Below are 16,563 nucleotides of genomic sequence, written 5' to 3' on the forward strand. Positions count from 1 at the left end.
GAAAGACCGCTATCGCAGGCAAGCCAGCTCCCACAGGGTTTGATGTGGTTCTCGGCCATGCACGCTCACTCCAAATATCTGGCCAATACGGTAAACTCTCGCCACTGCTGTCTGGAGCTATTTATGCGCGAAGCGTTGAATCAAGGCCTGATCGACTTCCTCAAGGCCTCCCCTACTCCTTTTCATGCCACTGCCGCCCTGGCCCAGCGCCTGGAAGCCGCCGGCTACCAGCGTCTCGACGAGCGCGACACCTGGGCCACCGAGGCCAACGGTCGCTACTACGTGACCCGCAACGATTCCTCGATCATCGCCTTCAAGCTCGGCCGCCAATCGCCGCTGCAGGACGGTATCCGCATGGTCGGCGCCCACACCGACAGCCCGTGCCTGCGGGTCAAGCCCCAGCCGGAGCTGCAACGCCACGGCTTCTGGCAACTGGGTGTGGAAGTCTACGGCGGCGCGCTGCTGGCGCCCTGGTTCGACCGCGACCTGTCCCTGGCCGGGCGTGTCACCTTCCGTCGCGATGGCAAGGTCGAGAGCCAACTGATCGACTTCAAGCTGCCGATCGCTATCATTCCCAACCTGGCCATTCACCTCAACCGTGAAGCCAACCAGGGCTGGGCGATCAATGCCCAGACCGAGCTGCCGCCGATCCTGGCGCAGTTTGCCGGTGACGAACGCGTGGACTTTCGCGCCGTGCTCACCGAACAGTTGGCTCGCGAGCATGGGTTGAATGCCGATGTGGTGCTCGACTACGAGCTGAGTTTCTACGACACCCAAAGTGCTGCCGTGATCGGCCTCAATGGCGACTTCATTGCCGGTGCACGCCTGGACAACCTGCTGTCGTGCTACGCCGGCTTGCAAGCCTTGCTCTCCAGCGACACCGATGAAACCTGCGTGCTGGTGTGCAACGACCACGAAGAAGTCGGCTCCTGCTCGGCCTGCGGTGCCGATGGCCCGATGCTGGAACAGACCCTGCGTCGCCTGCTGCCCGAAGGTGAAGAATTCGTACGCACCATTCAGAAATCCCTGCTGGTGTCGGCAGACAACGCCCACGGCGTGCACCCCAACTACGCCGACAAACACGACGCCAACCACGGCCCGAAACTCAACGCCGGCCCGGTGATCAAGGTCAACAGCAACCAGCGCTACGCCACCAACAGCGAAACCGCGGGGTTCTTCCGCCACCTGTGCATGGCCCAGGAAGTGCCGGTGCAGAGCTTCGTGGTGCGCAGCGACATGGGCTGTGGTTCGACCATCGGCCCCATCACTGCCAGCCACCTGGGCGTGCGCACGGTGGACATCGGCTTGCCGACCTTTGCCATGCACTCGATCCGCGAGCTGTGCGGCAGCCATGACCTGGCGCATCTGGTCAAGGTGCTGGGGGCGTTCTACGCCAGCCGCGACTTACCCTGAGACCGAGGCGCGCCCATCGCGGGCAAGCCCGCTCCCACATTGATCTGTGAATGCATTTCAGTGTGGGAGCGGGCTTGCCCGCGATGGGTTTCCAAACAGATATAAGGCTATCTGACTCACATCAACTGCACTTCTGCCAATCCGGCCTAGACTTGTCAGAACTTCCAGTCCGACAAGGCCGCCCCTCGCCATGATCTCAATGTCCTCATTCCACGCCATGCTGATCCCCATCCTGATCGGCATGATCATGCTCGCGGTCGGCTTCAACTTTCGCGACAAGCCTCTGGGCGTGTTTGGCATGTGGATCGGCATGCTGTTGATCCTCGGCACCGTGCTCTACAAGATCCTCGCCAAACTGGCGCAGTGACAAATGCGCTCGCATTGGGCATAGCGGCCTCGTACACTCGGTCAATTCGTCGTTTTCAAGGTTGACCGCCTCGTGCTTTCCCGTCTGTTTGCCCTGCCCTGCTACCTGCTGATCGCCCTGCTCACGCTGCTGCCAGTGATGCCCGCCCAAGCCGTGGGCTTGCCCGGGATGCTGGGCGGCTCCAGCAAGACCCAACCCCAGGCCGAAGTGCCCTTGGGGCAGTCGCTGGACGAAGTGATCAAGACCCTGGAAAACGACCAGCAACGCACCCAGTTGCTCAGCGACCTGAAGAAGCTGCGCGCCGCCACGCAAAAGGCCCAGCCTGCCGCCGAACTCGGCGTACTCGGGTTGATCGGCAGTACGCTGTCGGGCTTTGAGCAGCAGTTTTCCGGCGCCGACAGCCCGTTGGGGCGCTGGTCCAATGAAGTCGACCTGGCCAAGGATGAACTCGCCGCCCTGATGTTGCCGGCCAGCGAATGGCTGCCGATCATCTTCGGTTTTGCTGTGATCCTGGCTGTGTGGAGCCTGCTGGCCGCTGCGCTGATCTGGCTCAGCCATCGGGTGCGCGAGCGTTTCGGCCTGCCCGAAGAGCTGCCGCAGCACCCGCGCACTTGGGACATGCTGCGCTTTGCCCTGCGCAAGCTGGGCCCCTGGTTGATTGCCCTGGTGATCACGGTTTACCTGAGCTACGCCCTGCCTTCCTCCCTGGGCAAATCCCTGGCCATGGTGCTGGCCTATGCCTTGGTGGTCGGCACCTGTTTCTCGGCCATCTGCGTGATTGCCTTCTCCGTACTCGACGGCCCGCACCGCCACCGCGCCCTGTATATCCTGCGCCATCAGGCGTTCCGCCCGCTGTGGTGGATCGGCAGCTTTGCCGCCTTCGGTGAAGCCTTGAGCGACCCGCGCCTGGTTGCCGCGCTCGGCCAGCATCTGGCCCACACCGCCGCGACCGTGGCCAATGTCATGGCGGCGTTGTCCACCGGGGTGTTTATCCTGCGGTTCCGCCGTCCGATTGCGCACCTGATCCGCAACCAACCGCTGTCGCGCCGCCTCAACCGCCGAGCGCTCACCGATACTCTGTCGATCATCGGCACCTTCTGGTACATCCCGGCTCTTCTGCTGGTGGGCATCTCACTGTTCGCCACCTTCCTGTCGGCCGGCGACACCAGCACCGCCCTGCGCCAGTCGCTGCTGTGCACGGTGTTGCTGGTGTTGTGCATGGTGATCAACGGCCTGGTGCGCCGCCACGCCCTCAAGCCGCACCGCGGGCACAAGCGCCATGCGCTGTACTCCGAACGCCTCAAAGGCTTTGTCTACACCCTGGTGCACCTGGTGGTGTGGCTGGTATTTATCGAACTGGGGCTGCGGGTCTGGGGCCTGTCGATGATTCGCTTTACCGAAGGTGAAGGCCATGAAATAGCCGTGAAGCTGTTCGGCCTCGGTGGGACCTTGTTGTTCGCCTGGCTGATCTGGATCCTCAGCGACACCGCGATTCACCACGCCCTGACCCGCTCGCGCAAAGGCCTGGCCAACGCCCGCGCGCAAACCATGATGCCGCTGATCCGCAACGTGCTGTTCGTGACCATCTTCATCATCGCCGCCATCGTGGCGCTGGCGAACATGGGCATGAACGTTACGCCACTGCTGGCCGGTGCGGGCGTGATCGGTATCGCCATCGGTTTTGGTGCGCAATCGCTGGTAGCCGACTTGATCACCGGGTTGTTCATCATCATCGAAGACTCCCTGGCCATCGACGACTACGTGGACGTCGGCGGCCACCTCGGTACCGTAGAGGGCCTGACCATCCGTACCGTGCGCCTGCGAGATATCGACGGCATCGTGCACACCATCCCGTTCAGCGAAATCAAGAGCATCAAGAACTACTCCCGCGAGTTCGGCTACGCCATCTTCCGGGTGGCGATCCCTTACAACATGGAAATCGACGACGCGATCAAACTGATGCGCGAGGTCGGCCATGCCATGCGCAACGACCCGCTGCAACGCCGCAATATCTGGTCGCCGCTGGAGATCCAGGGCGTGGAAAGCTTCGAGTCCGGCAGCGCGATCCTGCGCGCACGCTTCAAGACCGCGCCGATCAAGCAGTGGGAAGTGTCGCGGGCATTCAACCTGTCGCTCAAGCGGCACCTGGATGAAGCCGGGCTTGACCTGGCGACACCGCGCTTGAGCGTGCAGGTGCAGACTGCCGGGAGCGTGCAGGAGAAAGATCCACAACAATAGGCAAGGAGAGGTTGGTATGCGAATGAACGGTCTGACACACCAATGGGTTTTGGGTCTGCTCGGCGCGGTCGCGAGCAGTGCAGTGATCGCCGCCAGCAGCGGCCAGGACAGTGCCCGGGAAACCATTGCCGCCCAGGCAAAAATCCTCGAACCCAGCCTGTTGGAAACCCGCCGCGATATCCACGCCCATCCGGAACTGGGCAATACCGAAACCCGCACCGCCGAGTTGGTCGCCAAACAGTTGCACGAACTCGGCCTTGAAGTAAAGACCGGGGTGGCCCGCACTGGCGTCGTCGCCATCTTGAAAGGTGCCCTGCCCGGCCCGACCGTGGCTCTGCGCGCCGACATGGATGCGCTGCCGGTCAAGGAAGTCGCCGACCTGCCCTTCGCCTCCAAAGCCAAGGGCACCTACCTGGGCAAAGAAGTCGACGTGATGCACGCCTGCGGCCACGACGCCCATACCGCTATCCTGCTGAGCACTGCGAAGATTCTTACCGGGATGCGCGAGCGGCTGCCCGGCACCGTGGTGTTTTATTTCCAACCGGCCGAAGAAGGCCCCAGCGATTTTATCCCCGACGGCAAGAACACCTGGGGCGCGAAGATGATGGTGCAGGAAGGCGTAATGAAAGCGCCCAAGCCTGACGCGGTGTTTGGCCTGCACGTATGGGCCGGTGTGCCTGCCGGGCAAATCGCCTATCGCCCTGGCCCGACCCTGGCCAGTTCCGATGACCTGCGCATCAGGATCCTCGGCAAACAGACCCACGCCGGCCGCCCCTGGGACGGTATCGACCCGATCACCGTCGGCGCGCAAACCATTGTCGGCTTGCAGACCGTAGTCAGCCGCCGTACCGATATTTCGTCATTCCCCTCTGTGGTGAGCATCGGCACCATCAACGGTGGCACCCGCTATAACATCATCCCCGAGTCGGTGGACATGAGCGGCACCATTCGCTCCTACGACTACGGCATTCGCCAGAAGCTGCATGGGGATGTGCGCCAGACCGTAGAGAAAATCGCCGAAAGCGGTGGCGCCAAGGCCGAAGTGACGATCATCGAGAAGTACGACCCCACCATCAACAATCCGGCGCTGACCGAGAAAATGCTGCCGAGCCTGCGCTGGGCGGCTCAGGATGATGTGGTGCAAGGCCCGTTGGTGGGTGGCGCCGAAGACTTCTCGTTCTATGCCAAGGAGGCGCCGGGGCTGTTTGTCTTCCTGGGGGTGACCCCAAGGGACCAGGACATGAGCAAGGCGGCGCCGAATCACAACCCTGGGTTCTTTGTGGATGAGTCGGCGTTGGTGGTGGGCGTGAGGACGCTGGCGTCGTTGGCGACGGATTACCTCTACACCCACACATCACTGTAATGCTTGATGTGGGAGGGAGCTTGCCCCCTCCCACATTTGAACCCAGGTGAATCAGTTGGCGAGGGCCGCGCCGTCCATTTTCTGGCGCAGGCTCAGCGGGCGCATATCGGTCCACACTTCCTCGATGTAGGCCAGGCATTCTTTCTTCATGCCGCTCTTGCCCACGGTGCGCCAGCCTTCCGGCACGGCCTTGTAGTCGGGCCAGATCGAATACTGTTCTTCATGGTTGACCACTACCTGAAAGAGGATGTCGTCGCGGTCAAATACTGAGGTCATTGCTGTTCTCCGTCGCTCAAAGGCTGGCTGCGCACCACGCGCAGCACTGATATCTGTAGAAACGTACCAAGGGCCTGGAAAATTAGACGCTGGCCACGGCCGCCGCCAAGGCGCGCCCGAAAATCTCGGCCACCTGGTCGACTTCGCCAGCGGTGATCACCAGCGGTGGCAGAAAACGCACCACACTGCCATGGCGCCCGCCCAGTTCCAGGATCAGCCCGCGCTTGAGGCATTCGCGCTGCACCAGCGGCGCCAACTGGCGATCCACCGGTGGGTGGCCCTGACTATCCGGCGTGCCAGTCGGGTCTACCAGCTCCACCCCCAGCATCAGCCCACGCCCACGGATATCCCCCAGATGCGGGAAGTCGCGCTGCAGGATGCGCAGGTGTTCGCCCAGGCGCTCACCCATGGCCGCCGCATGGCCCGCCAAGTCGTGATCCCTGAGGTAGCGCATCACCGCTGAGCCTGCCGCCATCGCCATCTGGTTGCCACGGAAGGTCCCGGCATGGGCGCCAGGCAGCCAGGTGTCGAGCCAGTCGCGATACACCACCACCGCCAGGGGCAGGCTGCCGCCAATTGCCTTGGACATGACCACCACGTCCGGGATGATGCCGGCGTGTTCGAAGGCAAACATTTTGCCGGTACGCCCAAAACCACTCTGGATTTCATCGACGATCAGCGCCACCCCCGCTTGCGCGGTGATACGGCGCAGGCCACGCAGCCAGTCGAGGTCCGCCGGGATCACGCCACCCTCGCCCTGGACCACTTCGACAATCACCGCCGCTGGCAGCAACACGCCGGCTTCCGGATCGTTGAGCAGATTCTCCAGATAATGCAGGTTGACCCGCACGCCTTCGGCGCCACCCAGCCCAAACGGGCAACGGTAGTCATACGGGAATGGCAGGAACTGCACGCCATTGCCGAGCAAGGCGCCCAAGGGTTTCTTGGGTCCCAGGCTGCCCATCAAACTCAGCGCGCCCTGGCTCATGCCGTGATAGCCGCCCTGGAACGACAGCACGGTGCTGCGCCCGGTGGCGGTGCGCACCAGCTTCAACGCGGCTTCCACCGCATCGGTGCCGGTGGGGCCGCAGAACTGGATTTTCGCCTCTCGCGCCAGCTCCGAAGGCAGCAAACCGAACAGGTCCTGCACGAATTGATCCTTGACCGGCGTGGTCAGGTCCAGGGTGTGCAGGGGCAGTTCGTCGCTCAGCACTTGCTGGATGGCCTGGATCACCACCGGGTGGTTATGCCCCAGCGCCAGGGTTCCGGCGCCGGCCAGGCAATCGATGAACCGACGCCCCTCGACGTCCTCCACGTAGATCCCCTTGGCGCGCTTGAGCGCCAAGGGGATGCGCCGAGGGTAGCTGCGGGCGTTGGATTCCTGCTGGCGCTGGCGGGCCAGCAGCGGGCTTTCGTCAAACTGATAGAGCGTTTCCGCGGCCTGCACCGGGGCGTCTTCGATACGGCTGGTAGCGACTGACATCTCTGGATCCCTCAATACGCTGTTGATCGTGACCAAACTGCCGATCCGTTGGCGTCTGGCCCAAGGGCATGCGCACGGATTTCCTGTTGTGGAGACGCTTCAGGTGCACGGGGATTTAGGAAGTTGGTCGGATATTTACCGATTGTGGGGAGATTAAAATGTGGGAGCGGGCTTGCTCGCGAAGGCAGTGTGTCAGTCGCTGCATCGGTTACTGCACTACCGCTTTCGCAGGCAAGCCAGCTTCCACATTTGAACAGCGCTCAGCTCCGAAGCCCGCGGTATTTTTCATTCAGCGCATAAAGAATCGCGCACGTCTCTGCATCCAGGAATCCACAATAATCCCGTGGCCGAAAGTGCATCTGGAACGCCCGGGTGCGCTGCTCAAAGGCCCGGCGATTCTGCGCCGGCTTATACCCATAACGCTGAAACGCCCTCTCCACCTCGACCTCCGGCGGCAAGCCGAGACAAAAGCGGCGCTGGTACATCGCCCGCGTCTGCTCATCAAACCAAGCCCCAATGCCGGCTTCATGCAGCAGACGCCAGGGCAACCGAGGCCCAGGGTCGCTCTTGCGCCAGTAGGCCACGTCCGAATGCCCGAGCCAGTCAGTAGGGCCGACCTGCGGATAGCGCTCCAGCAGGTCGCGAAGCAATGCAATCAGTAGGTCAATCTGCGCGGGTGCGTATTGCGTAAAGGTAAAGACGCCCGCGTCATCCCGCGCCAGGTTGACGATTTCAATGCCCACCGAGCGGCTGTTGAGATCCGCCTTCCCCGCCCAATAACTCACGCCGGCGTGCCAGGCGCGCTGGCCCTCGTCCACCAGGCGAAACACGCGCAGCTCTTCATAACCGGCAGCACAGTAGCTGGGCTCATCGGGGTCGGGCAGCAGGTAGTGGGCGCTGACGCCCTCTTGAGTGAGGGTGCGTAGCGATGAAGCAAAGGGCGCTGCGGTGTAGTGCACAATCACCTGCTGCACGGATTCGCCGCGGCGGTCGTTGAAATCCCTGGCAGGGAAACTGGTGTCGATCACCAACATAAGAACAGTCCTTTTCAATTCAGGCCGACTCATTCGGCCCGTTCAAGCACAAAAAAATTACCGCCATCCTGAAGACTTGAGCCTCAGGCGGGCGGTAATTATTTGCCACGTGAAAAGGGCAGCTCAGCGCCGCAACGGCATGCCCAGGTCGACCCGCATACCATCGGGCTGGCTGTCGAAGTGCAGCGAGCAGGAGCAACGCTGCACGATCGCCTGGACAATCGCCAAGCCCAGGCCACAACCTTCGCTGCTGCCATTGCGCCAAAAGCGTTGGGTGAGGTATTGCAGGTCTTCGCTGGAGATCTGCTGGCCATGGTCACGCACGCGGAACACCAGGTTATCCGGGGTAGAAAACACCTGCAGTTCCACGCGGGTATCGGCGGGGGTATGGCGCAAGGCGTTGTCCAGCAGGTTACGCAAGGCCGCGACGGCAAGGCCAACGGGCATTGCCACTGGCACAGGGGAAAGATCCGGCGCCAGGATCAGATCAATGCGTGAATTGTCGCCGGCGTTGGCATCCTGGATCGCCAACCGGGCGACTTCCTCGGCACTGGATTGCAGGCCATCGTCAAACGACAGGCTGCCCTCCACCCGCGCCAGCAACAACAGTTGCTCCAGGGTGCGATGCAAGCGGTCGGCGCCCTCCTCGGCGTGCGCCAGGGACTGGTCGCGGGCCGCGCCCTCGGTCATGCGCGCGACTTGCAGGTGGGTCTTGATCGCGGTCAACGGGCTGCGCAGCTCATGGGCGGCGTCGCCGGTCAGGCGACGTTCGCGCTCGATGGTCTTGGCGATGCGCTGCAGCAGTTGGTTCTGGGTGTCGAGCAACGGCTTGAGTTCACTGGGCAGCGGGTGAATCTGCAAGGGTTCCAGGGAATCGGCACTGCGCCGCATCAAGGCATCACGCATACGGTTGAGCGGCACCAGGCTCTGGCCGATGCCCAGCCATAGCAGGCACAGGCAGCCCAGCAATGCCACACCGACCGGCACCGACGCCGCCAGCAGGATCGACAGGTTGAGGGCTTCACGCTCCACCTGGCGGTCGGCGGTGGTGATCAGCAAGTCGCCACGGGACAGGGTAAAGCTGCGCCAGCCCACGCCGTCGATGATCTGGTCGCGAAAACCGCTGCGGCGCGACTCCAGCCCTTCCTCCGGCGTGGTATGGCTGCGCGCCAGGATCTCGCCGCGCAACGAACTGACCTGGCAGGCCATGCCGCCCGGCACATTCAGTTGTTCGGTACGCAAATGCGCGCCACCGCTGACGCTGGCCAGGCCCGGCATCTGCTCGGTGAGCCCGGCTACCATGCGCGCCGAAGCCACCAGGCGCTGGTCGAGGGAAAACATCATCTGGTTGCGCAAATCGTTGAGCATCCAGGCGGCCGCCAGCACCCAGATCAGTACAAAAGCGGCGCCCAGCTTGAACGTCAGGCGCAGGCGCAAGCTCATCACGGCGTGTTTTCTCCCCCATCAGCGGTGCCCAGGCGATAGCCCAGCCCCCTGACGGTTTCGACGATGCCATTGCCCAACTTGCGCCGCAGGTGGTGGATATGCACGTTGAGGGCGTTGCTTTCCAGTTCGTCGCTGAAGCCGTAGACGCTGTCCTTGAGCTGTTCACTGGACAGTACGCGGCCCTTGTTGTGCAAAAGCGCCTGCAACAACGCCTGTTCACGCCGGGACAAATCTACCGGCTGGCCGCCGAGGAAGGTCTCGCGGCTGCTGGGGTCGTAGGCCAGGCGGCCATGTTCGATCAGATTGACGCTGCGTCCCGCCACACGGCGCAGCAGGGTTTGCAGGCGAGCAGCGAGTTCACGCAGGTCGAAGGGCTTGAGCAGGTAGTCGTCGGCGCCGGCTTGCAGGCCGTCGACGCGGTTGGTCACCGAGTCCCGCGCGGTGAGGATCAGCACCGGAATGTCCAACCCCTGGCTGCGCTGTTGTTGCAGCAGCTTGAGGCCGTCTTCGTCGGGCAGGCCAAGGTCGAGCACCATAATGTCGAAGGCCGCGGCCTTGAGCATCGCCCGCGCAGCCGAGGCCGTGGCCACGCGCTCCACGGTGAAGCCCTGGGCAGTCAGGCCGGCCACGATGCCACTGGCGATCAGTTCGTCGTCTTCACAGACCAGTACGTGCATGGTTAACCCTTCATGAAAGATGGCGCGATTAGAAAAGCCACGGATTAAGCGCGCATTATGCCGCTAAAGTTCGCAACACCGGATAATCCCTACGCTCTAGAATAGCGGCGGTTAATCATCGGTTAATCAACGCCACACATTGTGTGCCTCACTTGCATCGAACTAAGGCTTGACCATGCGGCATCTGTTTACCTTTCTGCTGGTGTTGTTCGCGGGATTCGCCCAGGCAGCGCCGGGCAGCCCCTTCGAAACCAAACCCGACTTCCTCCCGGTGGGCAAAGCCTTCGCCTTTACCTCCGAACGTCTTGAGAGCGGCGAAACCCAGCTGTTTTGGCAGATTGCCGACGGTTATTACCTGTACCAGCAACGCATGAAGTTCGACGGCCTGGCCGAAAAACCCGTGCTGCCCGAGGGTGAAGCCCATAGCGACGAGTTCTTTGGCGAGCAGCAAGTCTATCGCCAGGGCCTGGAGGTGAAGATCCCCGCCGGCACCACCGGCCAGGTCAAGCTCGGCTGGCAGGGCTGCGCCGATGCGGGTCTGTGCTATCCGCCGCAGTCGATCACCGTGGACCTGGGCGGCAACCCGGCCGTCGCCGCGACCGCGCAAGCCCAGGACCAAAGCCTGGCCAGCGGCCTGCAACAGCGCAGCCTGGGGTGGAGCCTGCTGGTGTTCTTCGGCCTGGGCCTGCTGTTGGCGTTTGCGCCCTGCTCGTTGCCGATGCTGCCGATCCTCGCCGGCCTGGTGGTGGGCAGTGGCGCCAGCCCGCGCCGTGGCTTTGCCCTGGCCGGCAGTTACGTGGTGTGCATGGCGCTGGTGTATGCCGCCCTGGGGGTGATGGCCGCGTTGCTCGGCGCCAACCTGGCGGCGTTGCTGCAAACCCCCTGGATCCTTGGCAGCTTTGCCGCGTTGTTCGTGCTGCTCGCCCTGCCGATGTTCGGCTTCTTTGAACTGCAACTGCCCGCCTTCCTGCGCGACCGCCTCGATAACGTCAGCCGCCAGCAAAGCGGTGGCAGCCTGGTGGGTGCCGGTGTGCTCGGCGCATTGTCCGGCCTGCTGGTGGGGCCGTGCATGACCGCGCCCCTGGCTGGCGCCCTGCTGTACATCGCCCAGAGCGGCAATGCGCTGCACGGTGGCCTGATCCTGTTCGCCATGGGCATCGGTATCGGCATTCCGTTGTTGCTGTTGGTCACTGTGGGCAACCGCTTCCTGCCCAAGCCGGGCACCTGGATGAACGTGCTCAAGGGCATCTTCGGCTTCCTGTTCCTGGGCACCGCGGTGCTGATGATTCGCCCGGTAGTCGGCGACAGCCTGTGGATCGGCCTGTGGGGCGCCTTGGCGCTGGTGATGGCGTACTGCGGCTGGGCGCTGGCCCGTGAGTTCGGCCTGGCGGCCAAGGTGTTCGGCGCCGGTTCCCTGGTGCTGGGCCTGTGGGGCGCGGTGCTGGTGGTGGGGGCGGCCGGTGGCAGCGATGAGCTGTGGCAACCCTTGAAGGTTTACAGCGGCTCAAAGGTCGCCGGTGCACCGAGCGCCCACGATGCCTTCACCACGGTAAGCGACCCGGCCGTACTGCAAAGCCAACTCGACAGCGCCAAGGCCCAGGGCCAGTGGGTGCTGTTGGACTATTACGCCGACTGGTGCGTGTCGTGCAAGATCATGGAAAAACAGGTGTTCGGCAAACCCGAGGTGATGGACGCGCTCAAAAACGTGCGCTTGCTGCGCCTGGACGTCACCGCCGACAACGCTGCCAGCCGCGAGCTGCTGGGCCGCTACAAAGTGCCAGGGCCACCGAGCTTCGTGTGGATCGGCCCGGACGGTGAAGAACGCCGCGCCCAACGCATCACCGGGGAAGTAGACGCCGCCGCCTTCCTGCAACGCTGGACCCAGACGCGGGACGCTCTCTGATGCTGACCCTTACCATCGGCACCTTCGCCATCGCCCTGAATCACCTGCTGCTGATCAGCGCGCTGATTCTCGCCACCCTGGTGGGCTGGCGCGTGGCCAAGCGCGGCGGCGAAAACCCGGAGTCGGTGCTGTTCAGCCTGTTTCTGCTGGGCCTGCTCGCCGCCCGCGTCAGCTTTGTGCTGATGTACTGGAGTTATTACAGCAACGACTGGGTGGAAATGGTCGACCTGCGTGACGGCGGCTTTCTCGCCTGGCCCGGGATCATCGCGCTGATCCTCGGCGCGCTGGCGTACGGCTGGCGTCGCCCGGCCCTTCGCAAGCCGCTCAGCGCCGGGGTGATCACCGGCCTGTTGTTCTGGGGCATGACCAGCCTGTCCCTCAGTCTGTACGAAAAAGGCACGCGCCTGCCGGATATCACCCTGCGCAATGCCAATGGCGAGGTGGTGCAACTGGCGGATTATCAAGGCGGCCCGTTGGTGATCAACCTCTGGGCCACCTGGTGCCCGCCGTGCCGACGCGAAATGCCCGTACTGGAAAACGCCCAGCGCATGCGCCCCGACGTGACCTTCCTGTTCGTCAACCAGGCCGAAAGCATGCAAAGCGTCAGCACCTACCTGGCCACCCAGGGCCTGACCCTGGACAACGTGCTGTTCGACGCCAGCGGCCGCCTCGGCCAGGCCGTGGGTTCCATGGCCTTGCCGACTACGCTGTTCTACCAAGCCGATGGGCGCCTGATCAACAGCCACCTGGGCGAACTCTCCGAAGCCAGCCTGGCCCGTGCCATGGAACCCTTCGACAACACCACAACAAGGAAACCGACATGCCTCGCCTCCGCCACCTGCTGACCCTGCTGCCTTTGACGCTAGCCGCTACGCTGGCCCAGGCCGAAGACCTGCCGGCCCCGATCAAACAGATCGAAGCCAAGGGTGCCAAGATCATCGGCAAATTCGATGCGCCCAGTGGCCTTACCGGCTACGCCGCCCAGTACCAGAACCGTGGCATGGCCTTGTACCTGACCGCCGACGGCAAGCACGTGATCGCCGGCAACCTGTACGACGCCCAGGGCAATGACCTGAGCACCGCGCCCCTGGAAAAACTGGTGTACGCGCCGATGGCCAAGGAAGTCTGGGCCAAGATGGAAAACAGCAGCTGGATCCAGGACGGCGACAAAAATGCCCCGCGCACCGTCTACCTGTTCAGCGACCCCAACTGCCCGTACTGCAACATGTTCTGGGAACAGGCGCGCCCGTGGGTGAAGGCCGGCAAGGTGCAGTTGCGCCACATCATGGTCGGCATCATCCGCGAAGACAGCCCAGGCAAATCCGCGGCCCTGCTCGCCGCCAAAGACCCGCAAAAAGCCCTGCAAGAACACGAAGCCGCCGGCAAGGGCAGCAAGCTCAAGGCGCTGGAAAAGATCCCGGCCGAGGTCGAGGCCAAGCTTGATGCCAATATGAAGCTGATGGATGAACTGGAGTTGTCGGCGACGCCGGCGATCTTCTATCTGGATGACAAGGGTGGGTTGCAGCAGCAGCAAGGGGCGCCGTCGCCGGAGAAGTTGGTGAAGATTCTTGGGCCGAAGTAATCAGCCCTAAGTTCGTGAACAAGAATGCCTGTGTTAACGCAGGCATTCTCGTCATGGCCCCGATTAAACTTCCTCAACAACCAGCAATGTCACATCAAAATCATTACCCCCCATCCCCAATTGCACATTATCAATACTGAGCCTTACTACAGACGATGACGGAGTAAACACACCTTTTAACGTTCTCCAGATCCGTGTATCCAATAGCGTCGGGGTGACAATTTCTTTTCCCGAAGCGACTAGAGCAATTATCGGCAACGGACGCGCGCCACTGTTATCACGAACGTCGACACTGAACGTGTAGGTACGGCCAATCTCCAGGTCGCTGAATACTTTGAACAACTTCTCTCTCTGAGTAGCCAAGTCTCGAGTGTTGGTATAACCCCAATCAAACAAATAATGTTGACCGCCCACTTGTTTTGGAACCATGTCCCTGGGGTCTGCGGCACCCGCTCCTTTTTGCCATCCATTCCAGCCTTTTTTACTAGGGTCAAAATCAGTTATATCGCTGAATCGTTTGCGTAGCGTCAATAGCAGTGCCGGAAACTCGATCGCATCAGACACACTGGTACTGCCATCAGTGTTCACCTTGAAGACAATGGTCAAAGGTGTCTTATCGCGAAACCCTTCCAGATCGGAACGCGCTAACACACGCTTCAGGCCGTTGTTCACATCAGACAGCGTAATCAACTCATCCGTCATCACGTGAACGGTGTGTGAAGAACCGTCCTCCTTAGTGCCGGTACATTCCAACCAGCCTTTCTGTCCTTCCAGCGCGAACCACCAAGCCCTATCGAAGTTTTCGTCATTGACGGCTATATGTGCATCTGCGGGGAACGTCCGTAGATCCAGGACCCCACCTTGGGCAGCAGGTGACGTAGCCTCTGGCACAACGGGTGTCGGCAACCGGGTCGGCACACTGATCTTCAACGCAAGCGTCTTCGACGGCGCCAGCTTACAAGTACTGGTCACTATGTAATGGATCAGGATGGTTTTACCTGCACCCTGGATCACCGCTTCACGCGGGATCGCGAAATCCACATAGCCCGGATCGCTGTTGCCCGGTTTTGACTCCAACGGCAGGCTCGTACCGTCCGGTTTGACCCACTTCACCCCGATCGTATGAAGGGAGCTAATCCGCTCATACTCCACCCGCACCGTCACACCGTTCCGCCCATTCCAGATGGTCAGTTGATCATCCACCGCTTGGCACACCCTTGGAGGGGGTAGTGTCAAAGCCTCTTGCTCGATGCTGAAAGTCCGAACTCGGAACTCAACGGCAGGCTCCAACGCACACTGGCCATCGAAGTTCGCCGCAAAATGCAGCTCAAACTCGCTGCAATCCGCCAACTTTTGCAGTTTGGTCCTGTCCATCGGCGTATCGACCCCATCGTGTAACCAGGCAGCTTCAAGCGGCACGCCCTCCAACACATAAAAACAATAGTCGCTGCCATCCTCAAGCGTACCGGTTACCCACATCCAGCAACATTGCTTCTCTGCCGCATAATTCCAAGCAGGCACCACCCCCGTCGCATTCCCGCTAAAGTTGTTTAGGTCCAAGGTATTCCCCGTTGCCTGTTCAATGCCTGGTCTGGTCAGGTGTGGCGCAAGTACTTTGATCAAGCGCTCAGGCGAATACTGGGGCTCGTAACTGTTGAATCGAAGGCTGTAGTTCAGCGTCAAGGTCTTGTTGAAAAGGGCTGCGATGATGTCTGGAGCGACATCGAATGACAGGTTCGTTTCGCCGCTCTTCACCTCCTGGCAACCGAGTGCCACAGGCCCGTAATTTGGCCCGGACGCGTAAGCACAGACATGGTCACCTTCATACATGCCTTCATAACTGACAGTGGCATGCCCACCGTTGACCGTGTTGGTGGGATTGACCTGCCATTGGCCTGGAGGCAGCTCCACCGATTCGCGCAAATGGGGTGGGTCCAGATCCTGGGCCGGGTCTACGTGCAAGAGCGAGGTCGTGCGCAGGTGAAAATCCTGGGCATTTAAAGGCAGCGGATTTTCCAGAAGCGGGTTGCCTGGCTCGGGAAACACAGGCGCAGTCTTGTCCCAAATCACCCCCCAGATGGGCAGTGATAGACGAATAGTCGTTGAGTCTGGATAACCAGCCTCGCGACAGAGAGAACCTGAAAACGTGATCAGCATGAGCCTCATGAAGCTGTACGACGTGATCCAACGCCACCCATCTGAAGCGATACGGCGTGACATGCTGATTACCCGCGACGGTGACAAACAGGCGCTGGCCCACATAAATCATTGGCCATGCCTTAATGTGAACGGTTTCATCGCCAGTGAAGCTCTGCATCTTCAGCCGCCAGGTGTTCGGCTCCTCCTCTTTGGAATGCGCAAACACCGGCCTTGATACCACCAGGTGCTCCTCCCGGATCTGTTGGACTTTCAACTCCAGTGTCAAGGACTCCAACGCTCGGCCACCTGCATTGGCCGTGTACTTGATCAATACCGTATGCCCGATGCAGTAACTGATCCAGTTTGCAGGAATATCGACGACATCAAGCCCGTTTGCGACAGAAACAGGCTCGAAGGCGGGCTCCTCTTGATCCTTGATCGCCAGGTAGAACGTGACATGGGTGGCATTCGCCGGCAAGGTCAGTGTCGCCGTAGTGCCATCGATCGCATCGATCGGATACAGCACACTGTTATTGGTGGCGTACTGGATAACCGCATAGGGCAACTCCGCTTCAGTCGCTTGCAACACGCCAGAGGCCTGAGCGGAAATAGGTTTTTCAGAGAGCGTTTTTTTAACCACGA

Annotated in this window: 14 protein-coding genes; 7 read left to right on the plus strand and 7 right to left on the minus strand. The window is 61.6% G+C overall.

Features of this window, described 5'->3' with window-relative positions; translation table 11 throughout:
* Nucleotides 1-123 precede the first annotated feature (123 nt).
* The 4 genes from AB9N64_RS08915 to AB9N64_RS08930 all read left to right on the plus strand — a co-directional run bounded on the left by AB9N64_RS08915 (nucleotide 124) and on the right by AB9N64_RS08930 (nucleotide 5,381).
* On the plus strand, nucleotides 124-1,413 hold the full coding sequence (locus AB9N64_RS08915; protein WP_014719300.1) for a M18 family aminopeptidase: 1,290 nt from the start codon (nucleotides 124-126) through the stop codon (nucleotides 1,411-1,413).
* 199 nt (nucleotides 1,414-1,612) lie between these two features.
* A complete protein-coding gene (locus AB9N64_RS08920; protein WP_014719301.1) occupies nucleotides 1,613-1,780 on the plus strand; it encodes a hypothetical protein in 168 nt (55 codons plus the stop codon).
* Between the two features lie 72 nt (nucleotides 1,781-1,852).
* On the plus strand, nucleotides 1,853-4,018 hold the full coding sequence (locus AB9N64_RS08925) for a mechanosensitive ion channel family protein (protein ID WP_019818612.1): 2,166 nt from the start codon (nucleotides 1,853-1,855) through the stop codon (nucleotides 4,016-4,018).
* A gap of 16 nt (nucleotides 4,019-4,034) precedes the next feature.
* Complete coding sequence (locus AB9N64_RS08930) at nucleotides 4,035-5,381, plus strand: amidohydrolase (protein WP_371360193.1); 1,347 nt, start codon at nucleotides 4,035-4,037, stop codon at nucleotides 5,379-5,381.
* 51 nt (nucleotides 5,382-5,432) lie between these two features.
* Here the strand turns inward: AB9N64_RS08930 and AB9N64_RS08935 are convergent, their stop codons facing one another.
* The 5 genes from AB9N64_RS08935 to AB9N64_RS08955 form a co-directional block, all read right to left on the minus strand.
* The gene (locus tag AB9N64_RS08935; RefSeq protein ID WP_003192847.1) at nucleotides 5,433-5,657 is read right to left on the minus strand and encodes an MbtH family protein; all 225 of its coding nucleotides are present in this window, start codon (nucleotides 5,655-5,657) and stop codon (nucleotides 5,433-5,435) included.
* A gap of 82 nt (nucleotides 5,658-5,739) precedes the next feature.
* Nucleotides 5,740-7,140 (minus strand): aspartate aminotransferase family protein, encoded by a 1,401-nt coding sequence (locus AB9N64_RS08940; protein ID WP_038451012.1) that lies wholly within the window; start codon nucleotides 7,138-7,140, stop codon nucleotides 5,740-5,742.
* A 260-nt stretch (nucleotides 7,141-7,400) separates the two neighbouring features.
* Nucleotides 7,401-8,174 carry an N-acetylmuramoyl-L-alanine amidase gene (locus AB9N64_RS08945; RefSeq protein ID WP_020302233.1) on the minus strand — a complete coding sequence of 258 codons (774 nt, stop codon included), beginning with the start codon at nucleotides 8,172-8,174 and terminating at the stop codon, nucleotides 7,401-7,403.
* A 123-nt stretch (nucleotides 8,175-8,297) separates the two neighbouring features.
* Nucleotides 8,298-9,617 (minus strand): ATP-binding protein, encoded by a 1,320-nt coding sequence (locus tag AB9N64_RS08950; RefSeq protein ID WP_137270664.1) that lies wholly within the window; start codon nucleotides 9,615-9,617, stop codon nucleotides 8,298-8,300.
* Nucleotides 9,617-10,297 (minus strand): response regulator, encoded by a 681-nt coding sequence (locus AB9N64_RS08955; protein ID WP_014719307.1) that lies wholly within the window; start codon nucleotides 10,295-10,297, stop codon nucleotides 9,617-9,619. Before AB9N64_RS08955 ends, AB9N64_RS08950 begins: the two co-directional genes overlap by 1 nt.
* A 175-nt stretch (nucleotides 10,298-10,472) precedes the next feature.
* Between AB9N64_RS08955 and dsbD the strand changes: the two genes are divergently transcribed.
* Genes dsbD through dsbG form a run of 3 tightly spaced genes read left to right on the plus strand, consistent with a single transcriptional unit; the run spans nucleotide 10,473 to nucleotide 13,782 of the window.
* Nucleotides 10,473-12,200 (plus strand): protein-disulfide reductase DsbD, encoded by a 1,728-nt coding sequence (dsbD, locus tag AB9N64_RS08960; RefSeq protein WP_014719308.1) that lies wholly within the window; start codon nucleotides 10,473-10,475, stop codon nucleotides 12,198-12,200.
* Nucleotides 12,200-13,045, plus strand: a complete 846-nt coding sequence (locus AB9N64_RS08965; protein ID WP_072433718.1) for a TlpA disulfide reductase family protein — start codon at nucleotides 12,200-12,202, stop codon at nucleotides 13,043-13,045. The genes dsbD and AB9N64_RS08965 overlap by 1 nt, the downstream gene beginning before the upstream one ends.
* Nucleotides 13,021-13,782, plus strand: coding sequence for a thiol:disulfide interchange protein DsbG (dsbG, locus tag AB9N64_RS08970; RefSeq protein ID WP_014719310.1), 762 nt, complete (start codon nucleotides 13,021-13,023; stop codon nucleotides 13,780-13,782). Before AB9N64_RS08965 ends, dsbG begins: the two co-directional genes overlap by 25 nt.
* A gap of 63 nt (nucleotides 13,783-13,845) precedes the next feature.
* Here dsbG and AB9N64_RS08975 read toward each other — a convergent pair whose 3' ends face one another.
* Entirely contained in the window at nucleotides 13,846-15,705 is a 1,860-nt protein-coding gene (locus AB9N64_RS08975) for a hypothetical protein (protein WP_371360195.1), read from the minus strand.
* A complete protein-coding gene (locus tag AB9N64_RS08980) occupies nucleotides 15,617-16,561 on the minus strand; it encodes a hypothetical protein (RefSeq protein ID WP_371360196.1) in 945 nt (314 codons plus the stop codon). The genes AB9N64_RS08975 and AB9N64_RS08980 overlap by 89 nt, the downstream gene beginning before the upstream one ends.
* Nucleotides 16,562-16,563 lie beyond the last annotated feature (2 nt).

It is taken from the genome of Pseudomonas sp. KT_2_4 (assembly GCF_041410225.1).
Lineage (GTDB): Bacteria > Pseudomonadota > Gammaproteobacteria > Pseudomonadales > Pseudomonadaceae > Aquipseudomonas > Aquipseudomonas paracarnis.

Excerpts from the sequence above, each read along its gene's own strand:
- AB9N64_RS08915 (WP_014719300.1), top strand. The coding sequence starts at position 124 with ATGCGCGAAGCGTTGAATCAAGGCCTGATCGACTTCCTCAAGGCCTCC.
- AB9N64_RS08920 (WP_014719301.1), top strand. The coding sequence starts at position 1,613 with ATGTCCTCATTCCACGCCATGCTGATCCCCATCCTGATCGGCATGATC.
- AB9N64_RS08930 (WP_371360193.1), top strand. The coding sequence starts at position 4,035 with ATGCGAATGAACGGTCTGACACACCAATGGGTTTTGGGTCTGCTCGGC.
- AB9N64_RS08935 (WP_003192847.1), bottom strand. The coding sequence starts at position 5,657 with ATGACCTCAGTATTTGACCGCGACGACATCCTCTTTCAGGTAGTGGTC.
- AB9N64_RS08940 (WP_038451012.1), bottom strand. The coding sequence starts at position 7,140 with ATGTCAGTCGCTACCAGCCGTATCGAAGACGCCCCGGTGCAGGCCGCG.
- AB9N64_RS08945 (WP_020302233.1), bottom strand. The coding sequence starts at position 8,174 with ATGTTGGTGATCGACACCAGTTTCCCTGCCAGGGATTTCAACGACCGC.
- AB9N64_RS08950 (WP_137270664.1), bottom strand. The coding sequence starts at position 9,617 with ATGAGCTTGCGCCTGCGCCTGACGTTCAAGCTGGGCGCCGCTTTTGTA.
- AB9N64_RS08955 (WP_014719307.1), bottom strand. The coding sequence starts at position 10,297 with ATGCACGTACTGGTCTGTGAAGACGACGAACTGATCGCCAGTGGCATC.
- dsbD (WP_014719308.1), top strand. The coding sequence starts at position 10,473 with ATGCGGCATCTGTTTACCTTTCTGCTGGTGTTGTTCGCGGGATTCGCC.
- AB9N64_RS08965 (WP_072433718.1), top strand. The coding sequence starts at position 12,200 with ATGCTGACCCTTACCATCGGCACCTTCGCCATCGCCCTGAATCACCTG.
- dsbG (WP_014719310.1), top strand. The coding sequence starts at position 13,021 with ATGCCTCGCCTCCGCCACCTGCTGACCCTGCTGCCTTTGACGCTAGCC.